At 57.0% G+C, this 26,850-nt stretch carries 23 protein-coding genes and 4 tRNA genes; 10 read left to right on the plus strand and 17 right to left on the minus strand.

Annotation, left to right across the window (positions count from 1 at the left end):
* Positions 1-5 precede the first annotated feature (5 nt).
* Positions 6-1,019 (minus strand): 50S ribosomal protein L3, encoded by a 1,014-nt coding sequence (locus J2741_RS05370; protein ID WP_209673986.1) that lies wholly within the window; start codon positions 1,017-1,019, stop codon positions 6-8.
* A gap of 658 nt (positions 1,020-1,677) precedes the next feature.
* Positions 1,678-2,082, minus strand: a complete 405-nt coding sequence (locus J2741_RS05375) for a Tfx family DNA-binding protein (protein WP_209673987.1) — start codon at positions 2,080-2,082, stop codon at positions 1,678-1,680.
* A gap of 219 nt (positions 2,083-2,301) precedes the next feature.
* Between J2741_RS05375 and J2741_RS05380 the strand changes: the two genes are divergently transcribed.
* Positions 2,302-3,141, plus strand: a complete 840-nt coding sequence (locus J2741_RS05380; protein WP_209673988.1) for a F420-dependent methylenetetrahydromethanopterin dehydrogenase — start codon at positions 2,302-2,304, stop codon at positions 3,139-3,141.
* A gap of 15 nt (positions 3,142-3,156) precedes the next feature.
* Here J2741_RS05380 and J2741_RS05385 read toward each other — a convergent pair whose 3' ends face one another.
* On the minus strand, positions 3,157-4,083 hold the full coding sequence (locus tag J2741_RS05385) for a galactose-1-phosphate uridylyltransferase (protein WP_209673989.1): 927 nt from the start codon (positions 4,081-4,083) through the stop codon (positions 3,157-3,159).
* Between the two features lie 85 nt (positions 4,084-4,168).
* A complete protein-coding gene (locus J2741_RS05390; RefSeq protein ID WP_245249416.1) occupies positions 4,169-5,098 on the minus strand; it encodes a 5,10-methylenetetrahydromethanopterin reductase in 930 nt (309 codons plus the stop codon).
* A 544-nt stretch (positions 5,099-5,642) separates the two neighbouring features.
* Between J2741_RS05390 and J2741_RS05395 the strand changes: the two genes are divergently transcribed.
* On the plus strand, positions 5,643-6,893 hold the full coding sequence (locus J2741_RS05395) for a hypothetical protein (RefSeq protein ID WP_209673991.1): 1,251 nt from the start codon (positions 5,643-5,645) through the stop codon (positions 6,891-6,893).
* Positions 6,894-7,025: 132 nt separating this feature from the next.
* Here J2741_RS05395 and J2741_RS05400 read toward each other — a convergent pair whose 3' ends face one another.
* On the minus strand, positions 7,026-7,970 hold the full coding sequence (locus J2741_RS05400; protein WP_209673992.1) for a DUF128 domain-containing protein: 945 nt from the start codon (positions 7,968-7,970) through the stop codon (positions 7,026-7,028).
* Between the two features lie 5 nt (positions 7,971-7,975).
* Positions 7,976-8,413, minus strand: a complete 438-nt coding sequence (locus J2741_RS05405) for a dCTP deaminase (RefSeq protein ID WP_209673993.1) — start codon at positions 8,411-8,413, stop codon at positions 7,976-7,978.
* 59 nt (positions 8,414-8,472) lie between these two features.
* Here J2741_RS05405 and J2741_RS05410 point away from each other — a divergent pair.
* Positions 8,473-8,544: transfer RNA gene (locus J2741_RS05410), tRNA-Arg, on the plus strand.
* 77 nt (positions 8,545-8,621) lie between these two features.
* On the opposite strand, the gene J2741_RS05415 is transcribed toward J2741_RS05410, so the two are convergent.
* The 3 genes from J2741_RS05415 to J2741_RS05425 all read right to left on the minus strand — a co-directional run bounded on the left by J2741_RS05415 (position 8,622) and on the right by J2741_RS05425 (position 14,430).
* Entirely contained in the window at positions 8,622-10,016 is a 1,395-nt protein-coding gene (locus J2741_RS05415; protein ID WP_209673994.1) for a carboxypeptidase-like regulatory domain-containing protein, read from the minus strand.
* A 91-nt stretch (positions 10,017-10,107) separates the two neighbouring features.
* Positions 10,108-11,634: an AMP phosphorylase gene (locus J2741_RS05420; protein WP_209673995.1), complete on the minus strand. Its 1,527-nt coding sequence runs from the start codon at positions 11,632-11,634 to the stop codon at positions 10,108-10,110.
* A gap of 207 nt (positions 11,635-11,841) precedes the next feature.
* Positions 11,842-14,430, minus strand: coding sequence for an MEMAR_RS02690 family S-layer glycoprotein (locus J2741_RS05425; protein ID WP_245249419.1), 2,589 nt, complete (start codon positions 14,428-14,430; stop codon positions 11,842-11,844).
* A gap of 461 nt (positions 14,431-14,891) precedes the next feature.
* Here J2741_RS05425 and J2741_RS05430 point away from each other — a divergent pair, with 461 nt between their 5' ends.
* Positions 14,892-15,602 (plus strand): thymidylate synthase, encoded by a 711-nt coding sequence (locus J2741_RS05430; RefSeq protein ID WP_209673996.1) that lies wholly within the window; start codon positions 14,892-14,894, stop codon positions 15,600-15,602.
* A gap of 104 nt (positions 15,603-15,706) precedes the next feature.
* Positions 15,707-15,779, plus strand: a tRNA-Gln gene (locus J2741_RS05435).
* 122 nt (positions 15,780-15,901) lie between these two features.
* Here J2741_RS05435 and J2741_RS05440 read toward each other — a convergent pair.
* From J2741_RS05440 to J2741_RS05450, 3 genes are all read right to left on the minus strand, one after another.
* Complete coding sequence (locus J2741_RS05440; protein WP_209673997.1) at positions 15,902-16,504, minus strand: fibrillarin-like rRNA/tRNA 2'-O-methyltransferase; 603 nt, start codon at positions 16,502-16,504, stop codon at positions 15,902-15,904.
* Positions 16,501-17,358: an RNA-processing protein gene (locus J2741_RS05445; RefSeq protein ID WP_209673998.1), complete on the minus strand. Its 858-nt coding sequence runs from the start codon at positions 17,356-17,358 to the stop codon at positions 16,501-16,503. Before J2741_RS05445 ends, J2741_RS05440 begins: the two co-directional genes overlap by 4 nt.
* 77 nt (positions 17,359-17,435) lie before the next feature.
* Positions 17,436-18,644, minus strand: coding sequence for a tripartite tricarboxylate transporter permease (locus J2741_RS05450; protein WP_209673999.1), 1,209 nt, complete (start codon positions 18,642-18,644; stop codon positions 17,436-17,438).
* A 21-nt stretch (positions 18,645-18,665) separates the two neighbouring features.
* Here J2741_RS05450 and J2741_RS05455 point away from each other — a divergent pair, with 21 nt between their 5' ends.
* The 3 genes from J2741_RS05455 (at position 18,666) to J2741_RS05465 (ending at position 20,535) form a co-directional block, all read left to right on the plus strand.
* Positions 18,666-19,427 carry a uroporphyrinogen-III synthase gene (locus tag J2741_RS05455; RefSeq protein ID WP_342452234.1) on the plus strand — a complete coding sequence of 254 codons (762 nt, stop codon included), beginning with the start codon at positions 18,666-18,668 and terminating at the stop codon, positions 19,425-19,427.
* Positions 19,428-19,444: 17 nt separating this feature from the next.
* Positions 19,445-20,371 carry an RNA-guided pseudouridylation complex pseudouridine synthase subunit Cbf5 gene (locus J2741_RS05460; protein WP_209674000.1) on the plus strand — a complete coding sequence of 309 codons (927 nt, stop codon included), beginning with the start codon at positions 19,445-19,447 and terminating at the stop codon, positions 20,369-20,371.
* An 80-nt stretch (positions 20,372-20,451) separates the two neighbouring features.
* Positions 20,452-20,535, plus strand: a tRNA-Ser gene (locus J2741_RS05465).
* Between the two features lie 23 nt (positions 20,536-20,558).
* Here J2741_RS05465 and J2741_RS05470 read toward each other — a convergent pair.
* From J2741_RS05470 to iorA, 3 genes are read right to left on the minus strand one after another with little or no spacing between them, the layout of a single operon-like run.
* On the minus strand, positions 20,559-21,368 hold the full coding sequence (locus J2741_RS05470) for a DNA-methyltransferase (RefSeq protein WP_209674001.1): 810 nt from the start codon (positions 21,366-21,368) through the stop codon (positions 20,559-20,561).
* Positions 21,365-21,976 carry an indolepyruvate oxidoreductase subunit beta gene (locus J2741_RS05475; RefSeq protein ID WP_209674002.1) on the minus strand — a complete coding sequence of 204 codons (612 nt, stop codon included), beginning with the start codon at positions 21,974-21,976 and terminating at the stop codon, positions 21,365-21,367. Before J2741_RS05475 ends, J2741_RS05470 begins: the two co-directional genes overlap by 4 nt.
* The gene (iorA, locus tag J2741_RS05480; RefSeq protein ID WP_209674003.1) at positions 21,973-23,742 is read right to left on the minus strand and encodes an indolepyruvate ferredoxin oxidoreductase subunit alpha; all 1,770 of its coding nucleotides are present in this window, start codon (positions 23,740-23,742) and stop codon (positions 21,973-21,975) included. Before iorA ends, J2741_RS05475 begins: the two co-directional genes overlap by 4 nt.
* A 255-nt stretch (positions 23,743-23,997) precedes the next feature.
* Here iorA and J2741_RS05485 point away from each other — a divergent pair.
* A tRNA-Ile gene (locus tag J2741_RS05485) sits at positions 23,998-24,071 on the plus strand.
* 170 nt (positions 24,072-24,241) lie between these two features.
* Positions 24,242-24,700, plus strand: coding sequence for a hypothetical protein (locus J2741_RS05490; RefSeq protein WP_209674004.1), 459 nt, complete (start codon positions 24,242-24,244; stop codon positions 24,698-24,700).
* A gap of 9 nt (positions 24,701-24,709) precedes the next feature.
* On the opposite strand, the gene J2741_RS05495 is transcribed toward J2741_RS05490, so the two are convergent.
* Together J2741_RS05495 and J2741_RS05500 are read right to left on the minus strand one after the other, a co-directional pair.
* A complete protein-coding gene (locus J2741_RS05495) occupies positions 24,710-25,246 on the minus strand; it encodes a hypothetical protein (RefSeq protein ID WP_209674005.1) in 537 nt (178 codons plus the stop codon).
* A 263-nt stretch (positions 25,247-25,509) separates the two neighbouring features.
* The gene (locus J2741_RS05500) at positions 25,510-26,775 is read right to left on the minus strand and encodes a radical SAM protein (protein ID WP_209674006.1); all 1,266 of its coding nucleotides are present in this window, start codon (positions 26,773-26,775) and stop codon (positions 25,510-25,512) included.
* Positions 26,776-26,850: the final 75 nt, after the last annotated feature.

Raw genomic sequence — 26,850 nt, forward strand, 5'->3', positions numbered from 1 at the left:
CATCCTCACCCCTGCTTGCTCTGCATGCTCACGTACTCGATCGTGGGCTGCCGTGCGACGTGTTCACCCTGCCGGACTCCGGGCCTGATCCTGATAAGCCGCTTGATCGGTCCGGGAATGGATCCCTTTACCAGCACGTAGGAGTTACGCACAAGTCCGTAGTTGATGAAACCGCCGGCGGGGGTGATCTCGTCACCATTCTCTCCGACTTTCAGGATGCGCTTGTTGAACTCCGTTCTCTGCTGGTAACCCATCTGTCCCGTCTGGGGGACCTGCCACCGGATGTGGTGGGGGGTCCAGGGACCGAGCGTGCCGACGTGGCGTTTCTTACCGCCGCGGGAGTGCTTCCGCTTGCGGACCGCAACTCCCCAGCGTTTTACAGGGCCCTGGGTCCCCTTGCCGGTCGTGACCGCGGTGATGTCCGCGTAGGTTCCCGTCTGGATCGTGTTGCCAAAGGATACCTCGTTCCCGAGCACCCCCAGTGCAAACTCGAACTGCTGGTCAACGGTCCCACCGCCGACGCGTATCTCCATCAGATCGGGGACCTTCTTGGGAACCCCTGTGATCTTCTCCGGCTGGGTGTGCATCAGGGCATAGACCTCTGCGACCTTTCCGGCTGATAACGCATCCGTGATTGCCTGCTTTGCCTTCGCGCTGTCGTATTTCCGGGGCATGCAGATACGTCCCGCAAGCGCCGGGTCGAGGTTGTCGGCCCACAGTTCGGTCAGCGGGTGTTTTCCATAGGTGTCGCGGGAATACACACGGATCGCGGCAACCTTCATGGCGGGAATCTCCACCACGGTCACGGGGACCATGATATCTTTCCCTTCCGTGGGGCTGTTCTTGTGATCATCGACCATGATCACGTGGGTCATCCCCACCTTGTACCCTGCAAAGCCCTGAAGCATCGGGGCCCCGGAAATCTCCTGCCAGGACTGGTACTTCGGCACCTGGCTTTTGGCTCGTTTCCGGGGGCTGAATGCAAGGGATCCCCTTCGTGGCCTGTTTATTTTCGGCATGTTCCAATCATCCTTCTGATTGCTCGTCCGGATCCGCCGGGATATCATATATCCCCGGATCCTGTCTTTTCGAACTACCGGAACGAATGTTCCGGCTGAACCGAGCGTGAGTGGTCCCCGGTCGGGGGTCGAGCGACCCGCGAAGAACGAAAATGAAAGCGCGGGGTCCTTATCGGACCCGGGCTGCCGCACGGGACAGCCAGGGTCTTCTCCCCGCATGCTCCATTCCGATTCCTTCCATGGAATCTTCTGGTCAATTATGCCAGACTACCGGTCTCGCGAATAGATCCTGATTTATCACGCGTATTTCCTCTCGGAAACGCGGGCTCGTACCGTGAAGGTTTACGTCCACCCTTGCGTGATGTCAGATCCACCATGTCAGCCCGTTGTGAGTATGTCCCACAACTCCGTCTCGGCAGCCTCCTCCCAAGAGGAGGCTGTGCCGCTATGAAACCCGGGTCGGAGGTGCTGTCCCGCGCAGGTGCTTCCAGGAAGGAAATTCATCCATTTCTCCTTCCGAAGAAGCATCGGGGCGATACAGGATATCCCACGTAACCCCGGCCTCATATAGGCTTCCATAGAAATAGACGATATTTAAATATAAACCTATGTAAGCATCCGGGAAAATATCGGGAATTGCATGAACCCGGGGCAGGGTTCAGCCGAAATAGAGGTCCCCTTCCTCGTTGATATACACTTCAATATTTTCCCTGATGTGGCGCGCTTTAAAGCGTTCCGGGGACGATTCCCTGAGTTTGTTGATCAGGGAGATCGTGTCATACTTCACCTTTATACCCAGTTTCGCGGCTTCACGGTAGATAAACGGCGCAACCTCGAGCAGATCGGATCCCGCGGGTATTGTGCAGAGATGCGTGGCATCAAGCGTATAGAGAAAGTCAAGGGTTTCCTTTGCCCTCCTGATGTTCTCCATTGCGGACTTCTCGATCGTACACACGTTCGCTTTGGACGTGTCGATTATATCCGCTATCTGTTGTTGTGTCAGACCCTGCTTTCTGTACCTGAGCACCTCCTTCTGGCGATCAGTGAGCAGCCCTTCCTTCATTATTACCCTTTAGGCATGGTAAACTTAAACACTTTTCGTTAACTTCGGGCGTACACGCCCCGGCTACTCCCTGCGTGCCATGGCGTCCCGGTGTAATCTATCGGAATCCAAAAAGACGTGAAAATGCAATGAAATTTAAAATGTGAAGAGGATTTCAAAATATTTATATGTGCACGTGCGAATAGTTGACTGTTATACCCAAAAATTTTGAGGTGTACTATGGTAGTTAAAGTTGGAGTAGCTAAATTAGGCAATATTGCAAGCGGTGTCATGGCAGAACTGCTGCTTGACGAGAGAGCTGACCGTGAGGACATGCAGACCTTCATGGCGACCAGCGGCACGAAGCTGCAGCCCGAAGACATCGACCGGGTCGTCAACAACATGATCGCCTGGAAACCTGACTTCGCAATCGTGGTCTCCCCGAACGGAGTCCTTCCCGGACCCACCGGCGCCCGGGAGCGCCTTGCCGCGTCCGGCATCCCCTGCGTAGTCATCACCGACGACGTGACCACCAAGAAGGAGTGGGAGCAGATCAAGGAGAGCAAGTTCGGGTACATCATCATGAAGGCCGACGCCATGATCGGTGCACGCCGGGAATTCCTTGACCCCGTCGAGATGGCAGACTACAACGGGAACCTCGTAAAGGTCCTTGCTCTGACAGGAGCCTTCAGGAAGCTGCAGGCCGCCCTCGACCAGGTCATCGACCAGGTGAAGGCCGGAAAGAAGGGAGCCGACCTGGTGCTGCCGAAGATCGTCATGACTTCGGACAAGGCGGTAGACGGAGAGTTTTCCAACCCCTACGCAATGGCAAAGGCACGGGCTGCCTATGAGATCGCCCAGTCAGTTGCGATGGTCAACGTGAAGGGCTGCTTCATGACCAAGGAATGGGAGAAGTATATTCCCATCGTCACCAGCGCCCACGAGATGATGCGGGCAGCAGCGGTCCTCTGCGATGAGGCCCGGGAGATCGAGAAGGCCGGCGATGGCGTGGTCCGCAAGCCCCACAAGAAGGACGGCGTGATCGTTGCCAAGACCAAGCTGATCAGCAAGCCCGAATAAAACGGGAAAAAAATATTATCCTATTTTTCGAAAATTCGATCCCAGTTCTTCCGGGAGCGTAAGGATCACCGGTTCGAGATGGAGCCGTTCCATGAATGCGGTGTCCGCGAGCGACATTCCATTCGGATTGATCCTCGATATCATCGAGGAAAATGCCCGGAAACTTCCATCGCCCCGATGAGAATCGAAGAACACCGACATATTAATGGAGTGCGTGCCCTGCGTCCGGAAGTATTCGAGCACCCTGATTATCCCCTCGGCGAACTCTACGACATATGATTCGAAATCTACGAGAGAGGCAACCGGCAATATCCCGCGAACCTCCCGTTCGCCCTGCGGGACAGCCGATGCCAGCCAGGTAATCTCGTCCCCGAAGAGGTACCGTTCCGAGTCCTTTTCACCTTCGACCAGATCTTCCCAGTAGCAGCGCCCTGTCCTGACCCTGTACCGCGTGGAGCCGAGAAGATATTTCTCTGCAAGGACGGTGGGGCGTCTGTCCACCAGGCCCTGCAGGTGCGGATGGGCGATGCTCGCCCCTGCCGAGGGGAGGTAGTTCCAGTTTATACTCGGGTAGCCCCTTGCATCGGAAAGCGATCTCACCTGGCCGGTCAATGCGTCGGCGAGCTGGCGGACCGTGAAACGATCGACAAGGTGGTCACGAGTGATGACGGTAACCGTGTGCCATTCCGCGAACGGGAACAGGTTTGGAAACGTGACACTCTCCCCCACGAATATCCGTTCCCCGTTTGGGAAGGTCGGGGTGGCGGTGAGGATCTGATCTTTGCAGAACGGACACCCTGCCTGGACGGGTGGGGGAACATAGGGCGCGTCGAGACCTCGCTTCAGGCGCCCGGGGGAGATCTTGCACCGGAGACCGGTGAGGTGATCTTCCCTGAACTGGAGCACACCTTCGGAGTTCCTTATCTCTGTAATCGAAAACATCAATTACTCAAATAGATGGGTGGATCCCACAGGATAAAAGCAGTTTTGGAAAAATAGAGGGATCCGAATTCGGGCCCTCTTGGTCTTATACGACGTACTTGCCCAGCAGGCGGATGGAGTTGATCATGTCGGGGCCCAGCGGGGATCCGAAGATGATCTGGGTGACTCCTGCCTTGGCAAGGTCTTCGCACTTCTGCTTTACCGTGTCGGGGGTTCCCGCAATGGTGAAGGCATCGACGGTCTTGTCGTCGACGTTCTCCCCGGCAGTCTTGAAGTCGAACTTTGCCAGGGCGGCCTTGATGTTCGCCACCTTTGCGGCGTCGAGGCCGTGGCGTGCGATCAGGTCGGGTGGAGACCCGGCTGCGATGAATGCCGCAACGATCTTTGCCGCGTTCCTTGCCTTCTTCTCGTTCATGTCGATGGACATGGCGGTGTAGGCACCGACGTCAAAGCCCTTCTTGCCGACCTTGTCGCATGCGGCCTTGATGATCGGGATTGCGACCTGGAAGTCCTTGGGGTTTGAAGCGTTGATCAGGGCACCGTCACCTACGCGTCCGGCGAGGTCGAGCACCTTCGGGCCCTGTGCGCCGACGTAGATCGGGATGCCCTTCTTTCCGGGGAGGTTGACACCGGTCAGCTTCGCACCGTCGTAGTCGAAGAACTGCCTTCCCTGCTTCTTGACTTCCTCGCCCGCGGTGAGCTGCCGGATCACGGCGATTGCTTCCTCGAGCCTTCCCACCGGCTTCTCGGGCTGGATTGCCAGCTTGGGAAGGGTGGACAGGTCACCGGGTCCGATACCGAGCACCGCACGGCCGTCGGAGATCTCATTGAGGGTGCAGGCGAATGATGCCATTGCCGCAGGAGTGTCGGTAAAGGCGTTCATGATGCCCGGGCCCATCTTGAGGGTGGTGGTGTTCGCTGCGATCATGGCAAGGGTCGGATAGCAGTGGCGGTTGTTGTAGTGGTTGGTGATCCAGGCGAAGTCAATATCCTTTGACTCTGCAAGCTTACACATGTTTACAACTTGCTTGACATTGACATTGCCCGGTACAAATTCTATTCCGTAGGTTACCAAGGTTCGTTCACCTCATGGAGTAGTTATCGAACAAGGAGTTATATAAATTATGATTTAAAGCTCACATTTTGAAAATATTGTCACGGAATCATTGCGAATAACGAACGCTCCAGCCAGATCGGGTTTGGGATCGGGAAAAAAAGAGGTAAGGCGCAATGAGATTTCCTTCACCGGGTGACTTTGCACCTTTCTTTTCCACTCCCGGTTTCAACAGTTGACTCCGGAACGGGTTGTTCGGCTACAATATCCATCGCACTTGCCAGACACTCATTGTCGTCCCTTGACATTTCGGGCCGTACCGGGGAGGAATGACACCGAACATGACCCTTTTGTCCGGGAGACGGCGGCATTTTACCGGATTAACCCGGTTGCCATCAGAAACACTATAATCCTTCAATTACGAATATCTTTCACATTGGAGAACCCTGGCCCCGTTACAGGGTTCTCATGACAGTTGAGAGGCTTTGGACAGATGCAGGTATTGATGGTGGGGTTTGGAGGGGCCGGATGCCGACTTGTGGATCTCTTTCTCGAAAACGATCTCCGTTCAGGAACGATACGCTGTGTTAATGCGATTGCAGTCGATAAAAACGCCGAAAGCCTGGAAAACCTGAAAACAATCCCGGCATCCCAGAAACTCTACTTCCATCCGCTCGGCCTTACCCACCAGGAAGAATATATCTCGACGGTTGTTCCCGAAGAGGTCATCTCCCGTCTCCAGGGCATCGATCCGGGAGATATCGATGCGATCGTGCTTTGCGGTGGCCTTGGGGGAGGGCTTGTAGACGACGCCGCCCGTCTGGTGGCCCACATCCGATCCGCAATGATTGAACCGGTATTCGGACTGTTCACCCTTCCCTGCACCGCCGAGGGCCCTGCCGCATCCGCCAGGGCGGGAGCACAGATCCGGTCCCTCAAACCGATCCTCGACGGCCTGATTCTTTTTGATAACGAGTTCTGGTACCCGCGGGTCAGGGAGAAGGTCGAACTTCGGCAGGAAGCCCTCTCCACGCAGCAGCGGCGTCTTGCCTTTCAGAAGCCCGCACCCCTCCCGGATATCCGGGAAATGATATACAGGGAACTGAACATGCTCATCGTCCGCCGCATAGGGCTGCTCTTCAGGGCGGGCGAGTTTTCCGAGAAGAGCGGGGCCGAGCCCGCCGAAGTGGTGCTCGATGCGGGTGAGGTGCTGAATACGATCCGGGCTTCGGGATTCATCACAGTGGGATATGCGGTGGAACCCGTGGTCCAGGGAGGAGTGGATCTTTCACCCCGGGCACTCCTTCGCCCCGCATCGGTATCAGTGGACGAGGCCTATAAAAAGGCTTCACGGATGGTAGACCTTGCGAAACGGGCGGTGCAGGAAGAGAACTCCGTGCCATGCGATCCCTCGTCCGCCCGGAACGCCCTGGTCCTCATTGCCGGACCCACCCAGGAGATGAGCATGAAGGGATACATGACCATCCGAAAATGGATCGACCGGACCGTACAGGGAGAAGTCCGGGCGGGCGATTATCCGGTGAAGAGCAGCAGGTTCCTCGCGGTGGTGATCGTACTCGCCGGCGTGGAGACTATCCCCAGGGTGGAAGCGCTGTATTCCCTCGCCGACCATCCGGGATCCTTGGGTATCCGGCCTCCGCAATCCACGGGGGATGAAACCGTTATCGTTTCTGATGGTGCAGGGGAGACGAATATTCCCATACCCGGTTCGCCATTGTCATTGGAAAAAGAGTAATTTACCCGTGATCTCCCGGCAATCGGTGAGACCGGGTACCACATGGGACGTTATTTCCGGGAATATGCAGTTCACCTGGCCCCGGCCGACAGGTTCCAGTGATCCCGGGAAAAAAAAGCATCCCCGGAATGCTCACTGCATTATCTTTGAGAACGGAATATTTCCCGCCCCAATCTCGGTCCTGATAGGTATTCCTCTCTCCACGGTGTATCCGATGAAGTTCATACCTGAAAATGAAATAATTGAGAGCCTGTACGGGTCGTATTTCAAATTGAAAGCCCGCGTCCCCATTGCCACCGGGAACATGAACCCTGCGTTCTGCATCTGAGAAATGATCTCTTTTACCTGGCTCTCGGCGGCGGCCGGGACTTCCCGCACGTTTGCGAGTGCGATACCCGTTCCGGTTTCGACGAACTCGGACAGTGAGGTCAGCCCCGCGGATATGAAAAGCTGGAGGGGATCGATTGTAGAGCCCCGGTAGCCTATCAGGTCCCGGAATTCTACAGGATTGCCCCGGTCCATGGCCAGGCGTCCCCCGTAGGCCATCCGTACGGGGATGCCCCTGCGCTGGAATACCCCGTCCATGGTAATGCTGCAAATGGTCATTATCCCGGCCTGGCCGTGCGGAACCCGCGGATCGTTCTCGATAATACGGTAGGAGGAGAAGAAGCCGCACCGTGCGGCTATGATCTTGTCGTAGGTCTCCTGCACTTCCTCGATACGTTCCTCGGGAACAAAGGAGAGGTTGTAGGCAACATCCCCTGTCCCGGTGACAGGGTCGAAGGTGCTGCGGAATGCCAGCCGCTCCAGTTTGGAGATGATAAATCCAATCCTCTCCCCCACCAGAGCGCTCTCCGTCTCCTCCATTCCATAGGGGGTCAGGACTCTTCCCAGGTTGCCCACCTTCTCTGTGAACCCCATGTCATCGAGGTAGCGGAGGTAATACTGAACGGCCCTGTCGGAGAGGACAAAACCCCGTTCGGCCATCAACTCTGAGAGCCTTTTCGCCCCCATCGGTTCCTGGTGCTCCTTCAGGATCCGGAGAATTTCGATATACTTTCTCTCTGTTCGCAACATGGTTCTTACCTTGCTTCTATTGCACCCTTGCTGTCCTGGTAGCGGCCCTCGTACAGCGGTGCGCCATCGGATACCTGATGCAGGATCATCTGCACCACGCGGTCATTCTTACGGAGTGCGATATGCTCCGATCCCATATTTACGAGGCACAGGGTCAGCTGACCCCGAAACCCGGGATCCACGAACCCTGCAGTGATTATCACTCCTCTTCGCCCGAACGATGACCTGCAGCGGAGCGTTGCCGCGAGATCGGCAGGCAGCTCGACCCATTCCAGGCTGGGCACAAGGGTACATGTCCCGGGCGGGAGGATCATATCCTCGGATACCCTCAGATCGTAAGAGGCCGGTTGCTGGCACTCTTCGCCGTAAGGCCTTATCACCAGTTCTCCTTCCTGGCTGCTCTCTCCCAGGCGGCGGACTATCTCGCGAGATGACAGGATCATAGGATAGCTACAGTATCACACGGAAAATGCTTAATATCTTGCGATTCCAAAAGGTGAGAGGATCCATGGGGTAGAGGATATCCTCTTGGGCTTCGGACCCAAGGACGCGGGTTCGATTCCCGCTGGGTCCGCTCCGTTTCTCTCATACCACGGAATCTATTATGTGAAATGTTGTTCCCCGTCTCCTGGTCGTTTCAAAAAAAAAAAATTACAGCCTTCTTCGTCCTCTGCTGTAGGTCCGCCTGTTTTTTAACCTGATGGCGAGCACTACACCGGCTATCGCGATCACCGCGACAATAGCGACTATCCAGAGGAGTCCCAGGTCCATATCCGGCTGCATGTTTACCGTATAACTGACAGAGGTGCTCCCTGACGGCACGACAAGGTCAAGTCCTCCCGGCTGGTAGCCTTCTTTCGTGGTATTGATCACTACCGGCGAATTGACGGTTATATGAGTGGAGAATTGCCCGTGTGCATCGGTGGTCCCGGCTTCCTCCCCGTTGATCAGCACCTGTGCCCCCGGCACCATCTTGCCATCGGGCTCCTGGACATACAGCAGAACCGAAGCCTGTCCGAACCTGATGGGAAGGATCACATCCTGGCCGTCCGACGTTAACATAACCGTGGTATTGGCAGGCTGGTAACCCTCCTTCGCGGCGGATATCAGGTACGTTCCGGCGAGCAGATCCGACACTGAAACCTTACCATACGTGTCCGTGACTGCAGAACCGGAACCGTTCACCTGGATGGTAACCCCGGCGACAGGATGGTTCTCCTGGTCGTAGACCATCACAAACGTCTTATAACGCGCTTTGTCGATGGGTATGGTAATGAGTGCATCCTCTTCCCTGATGATCTCTTTATCCGAATACTCCTCGTAGCCCTCGCGGGTAACCCTTATATTGTAAATCTTGCCCCGGGGAAGATCGAGAGTGATCGCCCCCTTTGAGTCGGTGATACCCTTGCTCACCCCGTCCACGAATACTTCGGCGTCCTTCACCGGGGAACCGTCCGCACTGTCCTTTATCACCAAGGCAAACCGGTCATCCCGGTAAAGGAGAAACTGGACCGATTTCGAGTCCAGCGCCATCTCCACGTCCGCACTTCTCGCCTGGTAATTCGGGGCCCGGACGTTTATAGTATAGGTATCCCCGGCCAGGACCCTGAATTCCGCGAGCCCCTGTTCGTTGGTCTGTTCCTGCTGGGAGAGGACAGGGCCGGTCAGGTACGCCTCGGCCCCGGATATCGGGGTGAGCATATCGGCATCGTAGACCTGGACACTGAGGGTAAGGTTCTTTCGCATCAGTTCGACAAGGAGATTGGTGGCATTCGCTCCCAGTGTGCCGGACCATTCATCATAACCGGTCTTTACCACTTTCACGGTCAGATCCGAGATGCCGGGATGGGAAAACTGCAGCATACCCTCACTGTCGGTTTTTCCCACCGGGGCACCGTCCGCGTAGACCGACGCCTGGGGGATAAAAGTGATGTTTCCCTCCTTCTCGTACACACTCACCGCTACCGTTGTTGCGCCTGCGACGGTGACGATGAGAAAAAGAGAGAGGACCGCAAGCATTGCGGTGTGCTGCATCCGGATTTGCATAATGAGGTATCTTTTTTCCTTCTATATAGGAGCATTGGTCTTTTCCCCCATTTTATATATCTGGAATGTGTATTCAATCAAAAAGAAGGGGTTATTCCCATCTTGATTCATGGGGGACCCGGTCGAGAAGCATCCCTTCGACTACTACCGGCATCAGTCTCCTGCCCTCCTCTATCGCCCGCTGGAGACGCCAGGAACGCTCGGCGAAAATCGTGAATATCGGTTCTCCTGCCTTGACCCGGGCCCCTTTCTTTGCATGGAGAAGAATTCCCGCGCCGCGGTCATGGGGGGCTCCCGCAGATCGTGCGAGGCTGATCAGGGACTTGTTGTTGAGCTCGATAACATAGCCCGTCGCAGGAGCATTGACCACAAACATGAACTCGCCTGAGGGAATATCATCCGATCTGACCCCGGGGTCACCTCCCTGGATCTCTATTATTTGCCGGAATTTACTGAGGGCGTCTCCTTTTTTGAGGATATCCGATGCCATCGTACTTCCTGCTCCCTTTGCGGCCTTTCCCGACATCTCCAGGGCAATGCCGGCGATGGCAACGCTCTTCTGGAAGAGGGAGCCGGGGACCTCCGCCCCTTCGAGAATCTGCAACGCTTCCCGGACCTCGAGATTCGGGCCTATCGCCCTTCCTACAGGGGAGTCCCCGTAGGTCAGTGCCGCCTCCACCTGTATTCCCAGACGATCGCCGAGTTCAATAAAATCTCTGGCCAGTTTCCTCCCCTCAAGGACCGTGGCGACCTTGGCATGAGTCCCGACAGGGATGTCTATCACCACCAGGTCAGCCCCGACTGCAAATTTTTTCGCCATCACGCTGGCAAGCATCTGGCCGCGGGCGTCTATCCTGAACGGGTACTCCTGGATGATGATCTTGTCGTCCGCGGGGGCGATATTTGTCGCTCCTCCCCATACAATGCACCCTCCCACTTTCAGGGTCATCTGCTGGACCTCCTCCGCCGAGAATTCAACCCCGGCGAGAACCTCCATGAGGTCCGCGGTCCCCCCTGCACCGGTAATGGCCCGGGAACTGGTCTTCGGGATTTTCAGACCGCTTGCGGCGATGATGGGGACCACCAGGAGCGAGATCTTGTTGCCGGGAACTCCCCCTATTGAATGTTTGTCTACGATAGGGTGGGAGTGGAACGTGAGGTGGTTCCCGGTCTCCACCATCGCACGGGTCAGATGCTCCACTTCGTCCATATCCAGGGCGTTGATGTAACTTGCAGTAATATACGCGGTGAGTTCTGCCGGAGCAAGGGTGTCGTTTACCACATCCCTGACGATCTCCAGGGTCTCTTCCTTATTCAGGCGCTCCCCGTCCATCTTCTTTTTTATAAACTGAAGGGATGCAGGGCGATCTGCCATCCTGACTTCCACCGTATCACCGTCGGAGAGCCCGAGTCTCCGGTTGGTGAGCTGGTATATGCCTATAGTCCCTTTGGGGATGAGCGTGTTGGTGGTGTCCACAAATGCAGCCACCGATATCCCGGTATGCTCGTTCAACACCTGTACACGGTCGCTCGTGAGGACACCGATATTCTTGGCATCCCCGAGGTTCAGGAGCACCTCGTGGGTGCCGATATCGATGAGTTTGACGGTTAGTTTCATGGTTATCAAGCCAAAACTACCAGCCTCTCCGGGGCGTGCCGGAGAACGCTGCCATACTGTTCATTGGGAAAATCCCTTAATATGTTCTTCTCCTGAACACCCGGACGTAGCACAAATTCTTACAGGGTTCCGGAGACCAGGACAGCCCGATGCCGTACACTCTGGAATATGAATCGGGGCTGTAAAAAAAAGGAAAAATTGTTGGGTTTAGTGCTTCCGCACGATGAGGAATGCCACTGCGCCAAGGCCGATCAGGGCAACCAGTGCACCGAATCCCGGAGTTGTCGGGGTCGGGGTGGGGGTTGGCGGAACGGTGGTCGGCACGGTGGTCACTACGGTGGTCGGCGGGGCAGTCGGCGTGGCAGTCGGGGTCGGGGTCACTTCAACGACGTTGAAGAGCGCGGACGCGGACTGGCTCACGGTGATGCCGGACACGGTCACGATGTACTCATCGGGCTTGAAGGTTGCTGCATCTACCGGGAAGGACCAGGTGTTGAATCCGTCAGTGCCCTTCTGCACCTTTACAGTGCCGGTGGCGCCGCTGAATTCTCCGCTCTGGGTCTTCTGGGTGGGTGCGAAGGACGAGGAAACGACCTCTACGAGGATCTCGTCATCGACGGCCAGGTTGGTGGTTCCGCTGATGGTGAACTTGGAACCGACGGTCTGCTCGCCGATCGGGTTGATCCTGATGGTGGGTGCCTCGATCATGAACTGGAGCTTGGTGTAGGTATCGTCTACGCTCGGGTTGTTCAGAGCCTGGACCAGTGCCTCTGCAGCGTCAGAGCCCTGCAGGCTTCCGGGTCCCTGGAGTTTGAACAGCACAGAGTTCGGGGACGGGTAGCTGCCGAGTACAAGGTCGTACGGTGCGTAGGTCTGTCCGCCGTAGGTGAATACTGCGGTGTTGGGGTACACATCGAAGATGTCGTTGTACATCGGGTGCTGAACTACGACGAAGTACTGTCCGGCTGCCATGTTGGCAGTGACGCCCTCGTTGATCTCCTTGGAGAAGGTAGAGTCAGAGTTCACGCTTACAGTGCTGTAGTTCACGAAGTTCTTGCCGAGGATCCAGATTGCGACACCCGGAGAGGGCTGGCCTTCTGCGGTTCCGTCGACGTAGAACTTGTCACCAGCCGCCACTACAGACTGTGAGGCGGTTGCAGCGACGAAGGGCTTGCGGATGATGATGGATACGGTTCCATACTGGGTGTTGCCAAGGTTGTCCCGGTTGTTGGGGGTTGCAACGCCATATACGGTGTAGGTACCGGCATCGATGTTCAGGTTGGCGGTCTGCCACTTGAACGACCAGGTGTTGTCTTCCTGGACGTCCGCACTGTCGAAGGTGCTTGCGACTCCGTCAACCACGGGGGTCCTGGGGTCGGTCAGCCTGCCGCCAGCTGCGGGGAGGTTCGGACCGGTGATGAACAGGTACACGTTGTCAGTCTCGGAGTCGGTACCGGAGAGCTGGACTTCCTGTCCCATGAAGTAGTTCTGGTCGCCGGCTGCCACGATGGTGACAGTTCCCTTCTCGACAGTCACGTCAACCTCGTCGTTCTTGTAAACGCCGGGGCTGAGCTGCTGCTCGACCTTGATGGTGTACTTCTGATCCTTAGTGTCGGCAGTGGTCATCCACCCGATGGTCCGGGTGCCGCTGTCGGAGGTCAGGATGTATGCATAGTAGTAGGTCCCGGATGCAACACCGTCCCAGTTCGCGGGTACGTCCTGGGCGATGGTCCTTCCATTGCCACCCTCATACTGGTAGGCACCGATGTCAATGGCGGTGTAGCTGCCGGCGGGGGGGTTCTGGTTGACGTTGCTCTGGTCCTGTACGATGAACGGGGGCATGTCGTTCGGCAGTCCGGTCATCTGTCCGGTGCCCTTGATCCACAGGTAGTAGTTGGAGTTGGGGCGCCCGGTGACGGTTACTGAGAACGGGTTTCCACGGACGACGGTGTCCTTGCTCGCCTCGATCTTCACGGTGTCGGTGGCGATGGTAAGGGTCGTGGTCGCGGATACGGTCTTTCCGGTGTAGTCGTTGCCGGAGGGGTCCTTGTAGTTGTCCTTCATGTGGTTGACGTTACACTCTGCCCAACAGGTGTAGACACCTGCCTTGTAGAGACGGGCATTGAGCTGGTCAACTGCACCGGTGTTCCATCCTGCGTAGGGAGTCTGTGCTCCGACCAGGGGTGCAGTGGATACCCAGTAGAACGGCTGGGCATTCAGGTTGACCTTGAGTAACGACGTAGAGATGGTCGTGGTCTGGTAAAGAGCAGTGTACACCGCACCGTCAGAGGTCTTCACCTTGATAGTGATCTGGCCATCAGTCGCGGGGTTGTAGCCCTGCCTGTTGGCAATGGTGTAGAGATTGCTCTCAATCCTGAAGTTCTCGATGTTCCCTGCAGGAACTGCCTTACCGGAAACATCCTTCTGGCTGTTCTGGTCCCAGATCTTCAGGGCGATGTTGGGGTCATTCACATTGAATGCCTGTCCCTGGTTGGTTCCATCCCAGCGGTACCAGTTTCCGGTCTTACCAACGAAGTTGGACGGCGCGATGTAGAAGTCAGCCGCGTTTCCAACAGATATTACTGAATTGGGTACATCGGTGTTCGGGTTGGTTCCCGATGCGAACCAGGCAATCTGTGCGAAGCCTCCGGTTGCATTGACAACGTTTAATCCCTGTTCACCAATGAACACGTCATCGCCCTGATTGATTACATTCACCACGGCCGAGGCCGGCAGCACCAGCAGCGCCAGTGCAAGGCATGCAATCAGTGCAAGGCCTATTCGCTTAGTCATCATGTGAGTCCTCCTTACTCATGTCCAAATTCTGAACGTTCAAATCCAATGCACACGACCGAACCGCATCGACAATGGTCGAATTACGGTTCATTGTGCTCCATACTCCGAATAACGGAATATGATTCAATATTAGTGGAACACTTAATATATCCTTTTTGGTCGATCAGCCCCTGGGATAGAGGAATGTACGGGGAAAAATCGACAATTCGTATGAGGAACGCTGTTTTTTCTGCCCCGGGACTGCCGGCCTGAAGATCACACCAATCCGTCATTGCACGAAGAACGGTATCTCCCACGCGCAGCAACGAAAGGAATTGCAAACACCGTATAATTTTGCTCAATGCCCGGATATAGTTACCTGTTGCGGTATCAGGGATAGCGAGCGGGAGCGGTCCTGAGCCTGCGCCCCCCCCCCGGATGCGGTCCGCAGTCTTTACCTCGTACCTGATCAAGTACCATGTATGAGGTGTATCAGAGCCCCCACCCTTTCACATGCCCATGAACAGGTCATTAAGACGATACTCGAGAGAGGGTGGATCCTCCGGACCGAAGACGGTGAAGATACAGTCGAGGCCGAAGGGGTGGCGATCCGGGTGGAGGAGCCCGGAAGAGAGCCCATGATAAGCCCCTCCTCCCGGTTCCAGAGAAAATTCATGGAGAAATATGCCCAGGACCTGCTGAACGGGTCGGCGAGTGTGTTCGAATATGATTATCACGACCGGTTATTCAACTGGGGAGAGCACCTTGAAAAAGAGGGGACTCCGGTCCACGTGAACCAGATACAGTATATTGTGGATAAACTCCGGGAGTCGCCGGTCAGCAGGAGGGCGATCGCAATAACCTGGAACCCTGCCACCGATGAGACACTCGCCGATTGTCCCTGCCTCCAGCTTGTCCAGTGCCTGATAAGGGAGGGGAAACTGCACATGAAAGTGGTCTTCCGGTCCAACGACATGCTCACCGCCGCAGGGGCGAACATGTTCGCACTGGCAACGCTGCAGGAATATATTGCGGGACAACTGGGGATCCCGTGCGGTTCCTATACACACATTTCACTCGTCCCCCACATCTATTTCAGGAGGGATATCACCGATATCGAGCCTTTCTGCGGGAAAGGTTCAAAAATCAGCCCTATCCCGGAGGTATGCAGGGCGTGCGGGAAATGTCCCTGATCATGCGGGATAAGCCCCTGGAACCCGTGATTGAGGGCGGGAAATCCGGTCCAACCAGTCAGATTAATTATCCTGTATGTCCAAGGAAATAAGGTACATCGGGAAGCCCGGTAGTGTAGCGGTCAATCATGCGAGACTCTGGATCTCGCGACAGCAGTTCGAATCTGCTCCGGGCTATCGCTTTTCCTTTATCTTTTCTTACCGTCTTCACCCTGGGAGTCTGGATTCTCCCTGTCGTCCGGGATTCATGGATTGGACGTACCGGACATTTCGAGGTCCGGCGGTCCGGGAAAAAAAGGCTAATCCCTGGCACAGATCAGTGCCGCGTGGTCCTGGTGATAGGGGGTGAGCCAGACCGATTGTCTGACCTGAAGGCCCCCGGACCGAAGGGCCTCCTCTGCTTCGGCAAGAATATCCGGCGGACTTCTGGAGACGTCGATGCTCCGGGTCTTGAGGACCAGCACCAGATTTCCTCCCGGTTTCAGGAATACCGCATTGTTCAGGGCAATTGAGACCTGCCCGGGTTGGGCGACGTCCTGGTAGACCAGGTCCACCGATTCCATCAGGGGCGCATATTCCATGGGCCTCGTGGCATCTGCCATGATCGGCACGATATTTTTCCTCCTTCTCGCAACTTCCAAAAGATCCTGCATGGGTCGCGGAGCGTACTCCACCGCATACACCACCGAGGTATAATCGGCAACATGGGAGACAGTGGTCCCGTTCGCCGCGCCGAGGTAAAGGACGGTCTGGTCGGGCCTGAGCTCAGGCCCGGCGCCGAGGTAATACATCGCAGCGAGCTTGCTTCGGTAAGGGTCCCAGACACGGTATCCCTGCAGGATGCGCTCGCCGTATACACCCCCGGCGCCCTCCGAGACCAGTACTCCTTCGATCCAGATCATTGTTCCTCTCCCGCCCGGTTGACGGCTTCATCTGCCCTGCGCAGGAACTCCTCGTCCGGAACCCCCCGGTAATAGTCCAGCCGGGCGGCAATACCAAGTTTCGCAGCAAGTGTGCGGGATACCCTCCCCCGTACCCGGAGCGGGGCATTGTGGACCCGCCGATGCTGGAATATTATCCCGTGTTTCGGCGGGGGAGACCCCCCCCGGATATGGGAGAATAGTGCGGTCCGTGCCCCCAGGACTTGGATGGCGCTCCCCGGAAGCCGGGCGAGCTCCTGGAGACCCCCCGCATAGGAGAGAAGTCGCGCCGCCACAAGCCCGCCGACGAGTGCGCTGCAGTTCGGCATCAGCAGGTCCGCCCGTGTGGAGACATCCCGCATCAGGGAGGTACGGAGTTCCCCCATTCTCTCGATCTCGTCAAGCATGGTGCGAAATACACCTCCCTGTCCTCTCCTCATCACCGCGACCATCTTTTTTGCCGGGAGGTTCCGGTATTTCCTGGAGAAATCGGGTTTTTTTACCTTGTACCATTCGGTGAGCCGTTCGGTGAGAAGATTGATCACCTCGTCCAGTTCGTCGAGAACCCTGACCATCTGGAGCAGCTCGATGTCCGGGCGCTGGAAATGCTCCCCTATCTTCTGTTCCGCCATGAAGAAGCAGAGTTCGCGCAGTCTCGCCAGGTACTCATCCCGGGTGGGGAATATCCCACAACGGACCACCATCTCCCATTGGATCGGGGTGTAATGCTCCGGTTCGGCCGCGATCCTTTGCATGCGATCCCGCATCGCGGCAAGACCTCCCTCTGCCGGACTACAGGTCGAGCCTTCCACGTCCCCGAACCAGTATGAATTCATCAGAACAGATGGAAGCTCAGGAAATAAAAAAGTGAATCCCCTTACCTCGGCCCGGGCACCGCGGGTTCACTGCTGTTTCACAGCAGCGGCAGCCCGAACGAGTACAGGATCACTGGCACCGCGACGGCCCCCATACAGTGTACCCTGGGTACGTTCACCAGATCCGGGACAAAGCCCACGATGGATGCGAGGATCAGCACCGCCAGTCCGAAGGGACCGGCAAGCATGAAGCTGAGCAGCACCAGGAATACGATGACGCCGGTATTGAGCCTTTTCCGATCCAGGCCTGTGAGCATTCCGGCCTTGCCTGAGAACCAGATACAGAGTAAAAACGCGAACATTGCAGCGAGTGCGGCGCCGGCGAGCAGCACCGTGACCGGTGGCGGCTCAATCCCCGCGATAGCCGCCATTACTCCGTTTCTGGTCCGCGCCACCGCATAGAAGGCGGCAATGCCGAGGAATGCGTTTGCTGTATTGGCCGCCCCTGTGGCGAGGAGATAACTTCTCCCGTCATCACGGTAATTCACGGCTGACGCGAGAACCGCATTTGCAGTGGCATTTGAGAGGCCGGGGAGCCAGCCTACCATGGTTCCCGCAATAGTGCCTCCCGCTGCACTCCTCCGGAGTTCACGGTCCCCGAGTTCCAGGCCTGAATAGGACTGCGGGGGGACGGGGCCCGGGGCGGCGGTGAGGAGGAGAGGGACCCCGAACAGGCCCGACAGGAGCGGCATCAGGACTGCGCTGCTCTCTCCCGGCCCTCCCAGGTAGGAGAAACCGAACGAGAACAACCCAAGAATACCCGACACGATGAATATACCCCCGCACCACGCGGGAGATTCTTCCCTGAGCACAAGGTATCCCATTACTCCGACCAGAAGAATCCCGATCCCCCAGTCTATGTAACCCTGGACGATGGGGATCACCCCGACAAAGACGAGCACGAGGGGCACTCCTGCAGTCGCGCCGAGCGCGCTCCCGAGCGCGGATATCCTGACCGCCTCCTCACCTTTTCCCTGCATGCACAGTGCATGTGCCGGAAGGACTGCGATTGCCGTATCAGGGTCCGGGACACCGAGAAATGTACTGGGGACCGCATCCAGGAACGTGTGGGTCACGAGTGCGCTGATCATTGCAACCGCCACCATCGAAGGCCCGAATACCGGTACCAGGGCCGCGCCGGCTGCGAGAAGGATTCCTGCCATGGTATTGGCGTGGATCCCCGGGATAAGGCCACTCACCGTGCCCAGCAGCACGCCCACCAGGACTCCGGCAAGGATGTCCCACATTTAAAGCCAGAACGGGAGGGAATGGTGATAAATCAATCGAAACTAATACAGTGGTACCGGGAGGACGCGGGAATGAAGATCGCGATCACAAGGCTCGAGGGAAAAGAGGGCTCAGATAATGCCCGCTGCGCGAAATTCGGCTTTGAATGCTACAGGGTATCCCCCCTGCGGGCCGAGATACAAACGCAGGTGATCGGCGAATTCGTACGCCGGGTGAACGAGGAACACTATGACTGCATCTTCTTTACCAGCGCCCTTCCCGCCCGCCTCGTGGCACCCCTGCTCACCCGCTGGCCGAGGATAATTGCAATAGGCCCGCAGACGGCAGGGACTCTGGAGGAATACAAAATTCCGTGCGAGACGCTCCCCTCCCATTATTCCCGGGCGTTCGTGCCCTACCTTGGAAGCTGGATAAGGGGGAAGAAAATTGGTATCCCCCGTGCGGATGTTCCCAATCCCGGCCTGATAGAGGCGATACGCGATGCCGGAGGAATACCGGAAGAGATGCGTTGTTATGCGCTCATCCCCACGGAAGAACCCCTCGATCTTCGGGGGGCCGACGCAGTGCTCTTCACCAGCGCCATGTCATTTACAAGAGGGGTATGGGAAATGAGACCGGGCCTGCTCGTCATGGCTATCGGGGAAGTTACCGCAGACGCAATCAGGATGGGTGGGATAGATCCCGGGATCACCGGTGACGGGACCCTCGAGGGTACGCTTTCGGCTCTCCAGGGATACCTGCAGAAAAAAGGACACGTGAAAACCCCGTTTCAGAAACGATGACTGACAGGATGCCGGAAATGAATGTTCACAGAGGCTGGGACTTCGGAGACCCGGGGATCCTGGTCGTCGATAAACCAAGGGGGCCCTCGAGCCACCAGGTTACGGCCTGGGTCGGGGAGATTCTCGGCACCTCGCACGTGGGGCACAGCGGGACCCTCGACCCCATGGTCTCGGGGGTCCTGGTGGTGATGCTGGGCAATGCGGTCCGGTTGGCGCCCCTTCTCCTCCAGGAAGAGAAAGAATACATCTGTCTCGCGAGGCTCCACGGCGACGCATCAAGAGAGGAGATTGCGCGGGTGGCCGGCGAGTTCACCGGGAGGGTCTACCAGCGGCCGCCGGTCAGGAGCGCAGTCGCCCGTTCCCTCCGGATCCGGACGATATACGAGCTCGAGATCCTGGACGTGGAGGGGAGACTTGTGCTCATGCGGGTCAGATGCGATGCGGGGACTTACCTTCGCTCACTCTGTCACGACATGGGCCTCGCCCTCGGCACCGGGGGCCAGATGCAGGAGCTCCGCCGCTCAAGGTCGGGTCAATTTTCGGTCGATGATGCGTGTACGTTGCAGGATCTGAAAGATGCCGCGGTACTCGCACGGGAGGGCGCGATATCAGGGCTCAGAAAATTCATCCGGCCGGTCGAAGCCGCGGTGTTGCCGCTTCCCCGGGTAATCGTAAGGGATACCGCGGTGGACGCGATCTGCCACGGTGCGTCACTGGCATGCCCCGGGATTCTCTCCTTCGAGGGGGGGTTCCGGAAAGGGGAAATGGTGGCGGTAATGACCATTAAAGAAGAGCTCGTCTGCCTGGGGCAGGCGCTGGTCTCCTCGAAGGTCTGCCAGCCCGGCGGGAACGGGCTCGTCGTCGCCTCCCGGACGGTGTTCATGAAGCCGGGAACGTATCCCCGCGGATGGACATCGCACCCCCCCCAATCCGGACCCGTGTAAGCCGTGGTTTTGCAGGTGAACCGGGTGTATTGAGATAGGATTAAAAAAACCCGCGCCCAATAGTATGGATACACTCTTCTGCTGAGGTAGTCTAGTGGTAGGGCGCAGGCCTGGAAAGCCTGTGGGGCATTTGCCCCTCGGGAGTTCAAGTCTCCCCCTCAGCGTTCTTTCTTTTCCAGGAGGCCGGTTATCCTGTCCCGGGTGGCGGTCCCATGGAATGGCCCAGTCGCTCGAGTGCAAAATCGAAATATTCAGGGACGATCTCAAACCCCAGGAAATGTCTGCCCTCCTCTTGCGAAGCCACTGCGACCGTGCCCGAGCCCAGGAATGGGTCGAGGACCGTATCACCAGGGTTGCTTGAATACGCGAGGATTTTTTTTACCAGAGCCGAAGGGAGCTTGGTAGGGGTTTTTTTCTTTCCTTTCCAGTATTCCCGGTTAATGACCCAGACGTCTTCAGGATAATGGTCGATCTTGTGAAACGTGTAATTTTTAGGATTTTTTACCGCGAAGAGGATATGATAATGGCTGGTCACGAACCTGTTCCTGGTGAATACCCCGAACTGGTACTTCCAGATCAGGTGGTTCATGGTGATAAAACCGGTATCGTCGAGGGCGGACAGGACGTCTTTTAACCTGTTCCACCCCGAGAAGAGATACATGCTCCCTGAAGGGGCGAGTGCCCGGTAGGCCAGGCCGACCCAGTCCCGGGTGAACGCAGCGTAATTCTCGGCCGGGATCTCCCGGTACCCCTCCAGGACATGCCCCCCGGTCCTGTTGTAGTTAAGCCGCTGTGCCCGGAAATCAATAGCGAACGGGGGATCGGTGATGATGAGATCGACGGATCCCTCCGGGACCCGGGAGAGAAGTTCAAGGGCATCACCCTGGTAGATGCGGTCCCGCTCGAACGGCCCGAGATTTTCGGATTCTCGGGAGAGGCCGGCCGGCAGGTCCGCGACACCCTTTCCGCGGGTCCGGGACGTTCTTCCGGGGTTCATCGGGGGGTGATCCGGTCTCCGCATTCCTTTCCCGCGTCTCTTCCCAGCTCGAACGCCCTGATGTTTGTCTCCACCGTTTTCGCAGGGACCTGGAGTTCCATGGCTTTCCGGAGTGATTCGTATCCCAGGGGGAGGAAATGCGACGCTGCACCCATCATTACCACGTTCTGGGTGAGGGGGCTGCCCGCCTGTACCGCCAGGGCTTCGGCGTCGACCAGGCACAACCGGAACCCTTCCAGTGCCTCTTCGACCTGAGTGATGGTCGGTGGCGGGGTTCCGGCCATGTGCACCGAGGTGGGGACCACCAGCTGCCTGTTCACCACCATTACTCCTTCGGGCCTGAGGTAATGCGCGTAACGCCGGGCTTCCAGAAGGTCGAAGCCGATGAGCAGGTCCGCCGTGCCGGGAGGTATAAGCGGACCGAACACTCCCCCAATCCGGATATGACTCTCAACGGAGCCTCCCCTCTGGGCCATCCCGTGGGTCTCGGCACCCTTCACCGGCTTTCGCTCCAAAAGGCAGGCTGACCCGAGAATATTCGAGGCGAGGATGGTCCCCTGGCCTCCGATCCCCACGATGATTACGTCGAAGCTCTTCTCCCGGGTCATTTCTTCCCTCCCTTCCTGATGGCACCCGAAGGACAGATTTGCGTGCAGATCGCACACCCGCTGCAGAGATCGGTGACCCTGACCCCCTGGCCGGTGCGCTCGATACCCGGACAGCCGAACTGGATGCAGAGCCCGCAGTCGGTACAGACGTCCTGGTCGACGGTAAAGACTCCCCGCTTGATTCCTGCCCTACGGGCGGAGATGACGCATGCCTGCCGGGCGATGATCACTTTAACCCCCGGACGTGCCTTCGCATCCTTCAGCGCCGTAGTAAGGGAGACGAGGTTGTAGGGGTCGACAGTCTCTACAAAGGAAACCCCGCACGCCCGGCAGATCGCCTCGAGCGATACCGGGGGAGAGGGATCCCCCGTTGCGGTAACTCCGGTCGTGGGGTTCGGCTGGTGGCCGGTCATAGCGGTGATCCGGTTGTCGAGGATCACCACGGTCATGTCCGCACCATTATATACCGCGTTCAGGAGGCCCTGGATCCCCGTATGCAGGAACGTAGAGTCCCCGATGGTAGCCACCACATCGCGTTCCTCGCCTGCGTGCTTCATCCCGCTCCCTACCGTTATAGAGGCCCCCATGCAGATGGTGGTGTCGACCGCCCCCATCTGGAGTCCGAGGGTGTAGCAGCCTATGTCCGAAGGGTAAAGCCCGTCCTTGAAGATCTTCCGCATCGCGTAGAATACCGCCCTGTGCGGGCATCCGGCACAGAGGATTGGAGGTCGGGGCGGGACGTCGGGAGCCGGGGTCACCTTAGGATATGTGACCGCAGGGGAGATGCCCGCAGAAGAGAGGATCCCGCTGACGAGCCCGGGAGAGAACTCCCCTTCGTAGGGAGAATGCCCGTCCTTTTTTCCGTGCACCTCGACCGTGCCGGAGACCTCCCGCACCGCCCCTTCGATCACCGGGGCGAGCTCTTCGACCACCACGACCTTACGATGAAGCCGTACAAAGCCCGACAACCATTCCTCATCGATGGGATATGCCCCGATCTTCATGAACGAGACGTTGTCCGGTAGTACCTCGCGCACGTATTCGGCGGCGATACCCCCTGAGATAACCGCCACCTCACCCCGGACCTGGTAGTGGTTGTACCCGAGGTCCACCAGCCGTTTTTTTATCCCCGGTTGTTTTTCGTTCAATTTTTTGTGGAGCACCCGCGTATGGGCAGGTATAACCACGTATTGCCGCGGGTCACGGTGGAATTCTCCCTTCCTTCCGGGTTTTGCCGCATCTCCAAGAACCACGTCGCCCTTGGAATGGCATATCCGTGTTGTCGGCCGGAAGAGCACCGGGAGCGCGAACTCTTCCGAAAGCCTGAATGCATCCCTCACCATATCGTGCGCCTCCTGGATGGAGGCGGGGTCGAGACAGGGAATCCGGGAAAATTGCGCATAACACCTGCTGTCCTGTTCGTTCTGCGAACTGTGGGCAAAGGGATCATCTGCGCTCATGATCACGAGGCCCCCGGTAACCCCGGTATAGGCGCTGGTCATCAGCGGATCGGCTGCAACGTTCAGGCCCACGTGCTTCATGGTGCAGAGTGCCCGGACCCCGCACCATGCGGCGGCCAGTGCATTTTCCAGCGCGACCTTTTCATTGACCGACCATTCGACGTAGTATCCCCGGCCGGGGCACACCCGCAGGATATCGATGACCTCCGACGAAGGGGTCCCGGGATACCCGCAGGCGAGATCGATCGGTGCTTCCAGGCACCCGTGGGCTATTGCTTCATTTCCCAGAAGATATTGTGGCTCCATCTTCCTCTCACCGGATCTTCATATCGTTCCTTACGCACACGAGACTCTCCGTTCACGACCTTCCCTGTGAAAACCCGGAGGGGTCTTCATACCGGCAGCCCGAAAACCGCGTTCCCGTTGTCAGGGTCATAATCCAGAAAATGGCCGGGCCATTTTCATTGCAGAAGATACGTCTTTCTGTGGTTTTAAACTACTGCCGGACACAATCCATAACCTATAAAAACTAGGGACGATTTAACTAATAAGGCAACGCGAGGGCCCGTAGCATAGCCAGGTGGTGCGCCCGGCTGATAACCGGGAGGTCATGTGTTCGAATCACATCGGGCCCATTCTTACACCTTTTTTAGCAAAAACGTGACATTATCTGAAATTCCTGGCGAGATATACCAATAAATCCCGATAATCGCCGGACATATTCCTGACTGCCGGGCCATTTCCCGGAGCCAGCCCGGGCCCATGTTTCAGCGGATTGATATAGTCTTCAGGCTAAGTCATGAGCATGGACAGAAACCAGATAATCCTGCTTGTTGCAGGCCTTGTTCTGGCTGGAATTATCGCGGTCGTCGTTGATGTCTATGTCGGCCTTATTATTTTGGTGATAGTTCTTACCCTCTTCATGTCGCTCCTTATCATGGCGGACAGCACCATTCTTCCCGACGTGATCGCCACGCTCTCGGGGGACGCCAAGAACGTCAGGGTGACCAACAGGGGAAACGCCCCGGCATATTCCATTCACGTCGCCATCGTGCCGTTGGATAAGGAATATGATATCCCTGTCCTCCAGGTCGATGAGGAGAGAACTTACCACTTCGAAAACATGATTAACGAGGCGAAAGCATCGGTGGCGTTCAAAAACGAGCGGGGGGACAGGTACGAGAAAACATTCCGCCTTTCCGCCCTCAAGGGCGGAGATGAGGATCTCTTAAAACCAATGTTTCCGTTATTCAAATGGAAGTAAGAACTTCCCCTACTTCTCCATTTCCTCGGGATGGAGGAAATCAATTGTTTTTTGCAGGGCTTCCACCAGTTCTTTTTCCTCGGCCAGATAATCCCGCATCGCACGATAGAGCATGAACATGATCTCGTACCCGTAAATCTCGAGGGCCTCGCGGGGATCGATCGGGTTCCGGAAGGAATCCACGATAAATCCGTCCGAACTGTACATGAGCTCGTAAAATTTTCCCTCTTCCGATAAGACACAGAACTGGTCGGTTACTTTTTTACTGATATCGTCAGGCCGGTATTCTGCGGGATCGGTCTTTCCGAGGACGATCATCTTCTCCTTGTAGAACTGGGTATCGTACAGTTCTCCACAGTTGTCCGTTTTCCCCCGCTCGAGCATGACGAGGCCGATACCGGAGATTACCGGGGCGGTCTCCTCCCCCATCCTCGCCAGGAGAAGAGCCTCTTTCTGTACTACCGCACCCTTCAGTTGCTCTTTCTTCTTCTCGTATTCCTGCACTTTCGTTACTAATGCATCAAATCCCTTCTCGATGGCGTCCATGATTCACTTCCCACTACATCCGCGTCCCCCGGGGGCCATAAAACGGTGCGGACGTGATGAGAATCAGAAGGATTCGAACGGCAATAACCTTTTTTAGGCGAACGCCATTTTTCGGCTATAAACCCTATGATGCGATATACTAATGGAGAGAAGAATGAGTCCCCGGGCGGAACAGAGAAGCGAAAAGAGAGTATATCCTGGCGGCGACCGTTCGGGGCAGGATTACCCAAGAACGATCGCCCTTCTTTTTTTTGGAGGTCTTCTTATGGACCGGATGGTTCGCACCGTTCACCGGTCAGATAATACATCCGTTCCCCGGTAATCCGCGCATGACACCTGAATCCGGGGGGAAGGTCTTCGCGAAGTATGACATTGTGATATTCGGGGGTCCTTGCCGAGACCGACCCCTCGCGGATCCTCTCGGTCACCACGAGCGGGACGGTCTTCCCGATCCACTGCCGGTTTAATTCATGGTAGATTGCAGTCGCGTGTTTTAACAGCAATCGCGACCTGTCCTTTTTTATCCGGTCGGGCAGGTCGCCCGAATGTGGTATAATCGTCAGAGGACGCCACGAATAGCGGGTGATGTTTACTTTATTCGGTTTGACCCGGTAGAGCAGGTCGATCGTCTTTCCGATGTCCTCCTCCGTTTCTCCCGGAAACCCGCAGATAAGGTCGGTCATAAGGTACATCGAGGGAAATTTCTCGCGGAACGCATTCACGATCCGTTCGAAATCGTCGACACTGTAGTGCCTCTGCATCCCTGCAAGCACCTGATCGGAACCGGATTGCACGGGGAGGTGCAGAAATTTGAAGACCTTGTCATCGCGGAACGACCGGATGATCTCCGTGAGCAGCGGCAGGAGCGTCGCCGGGTTCATCATGCCCAGCCTGAGGAAGAAGTTACCCGGGACACTGCAGAGGCCGGACAGGAGATCGGGAAGGTCTTCGCCCCGATCGAGCCCCCAGGCGCTCACGTCCTGGGCGGTGATCCTGATCTCGCATGCCCCTCCCCTGGCCAGCTTCCGGGCGTGTTCCACGATCTCTTCCCGTGGAAAACTTCGCAACGGTCCCCTTGCTTTCCGCGTGATGCAATATGCACAACTCCCCGGGCAGCCTGACGCGATCTGCACGATCCCGACCGGGGATGCGCTCACCGTGTTCACTCTCCTGTACTCCCGCTGGATCTCCCCGGGAGAAATGAACCCGGGAGCGGCGACTTCAAGGATCCGGTCTCTCTGCACCACCCCCATACACCCGCTTACGTAAAGGGGTCTGTCCTTCAGGTCCGCGATCAGGCGGAGCATTTTACGTTCCGTCGATGCGATTACCGTGCAGGTGTTGACGATAACTGCTTCGGCATCTTCCGGAAGATCGACGATGGTGCATCCCTGATGTTTCAGGACTTCGGCGATCTTTCCGGCATCTGCCTGGTTGTAGGTGCAGCCGAACGTCAGGACGCACACCTTTACGTCCCGGACCGACCGGAGAACATTCCCTTCGGCGGGGTCTGGTAAAAACCCGGTCATGATGAAATTCTTCCCATGATCATCTGCCGGAGAACCGATTAAGCATCCCTTTCTTCCAAACGGTCAGTTTACGTC

This window comes from Methanolinea mesophila (assembly GCF_017873855.1).
Lineage (GTDB): Archaea > Halobacteriota > Methanomicrobia > Methanomicrobiales > Methanospirillaceae > Methanolinea_B > Methanolinea_B mesophila.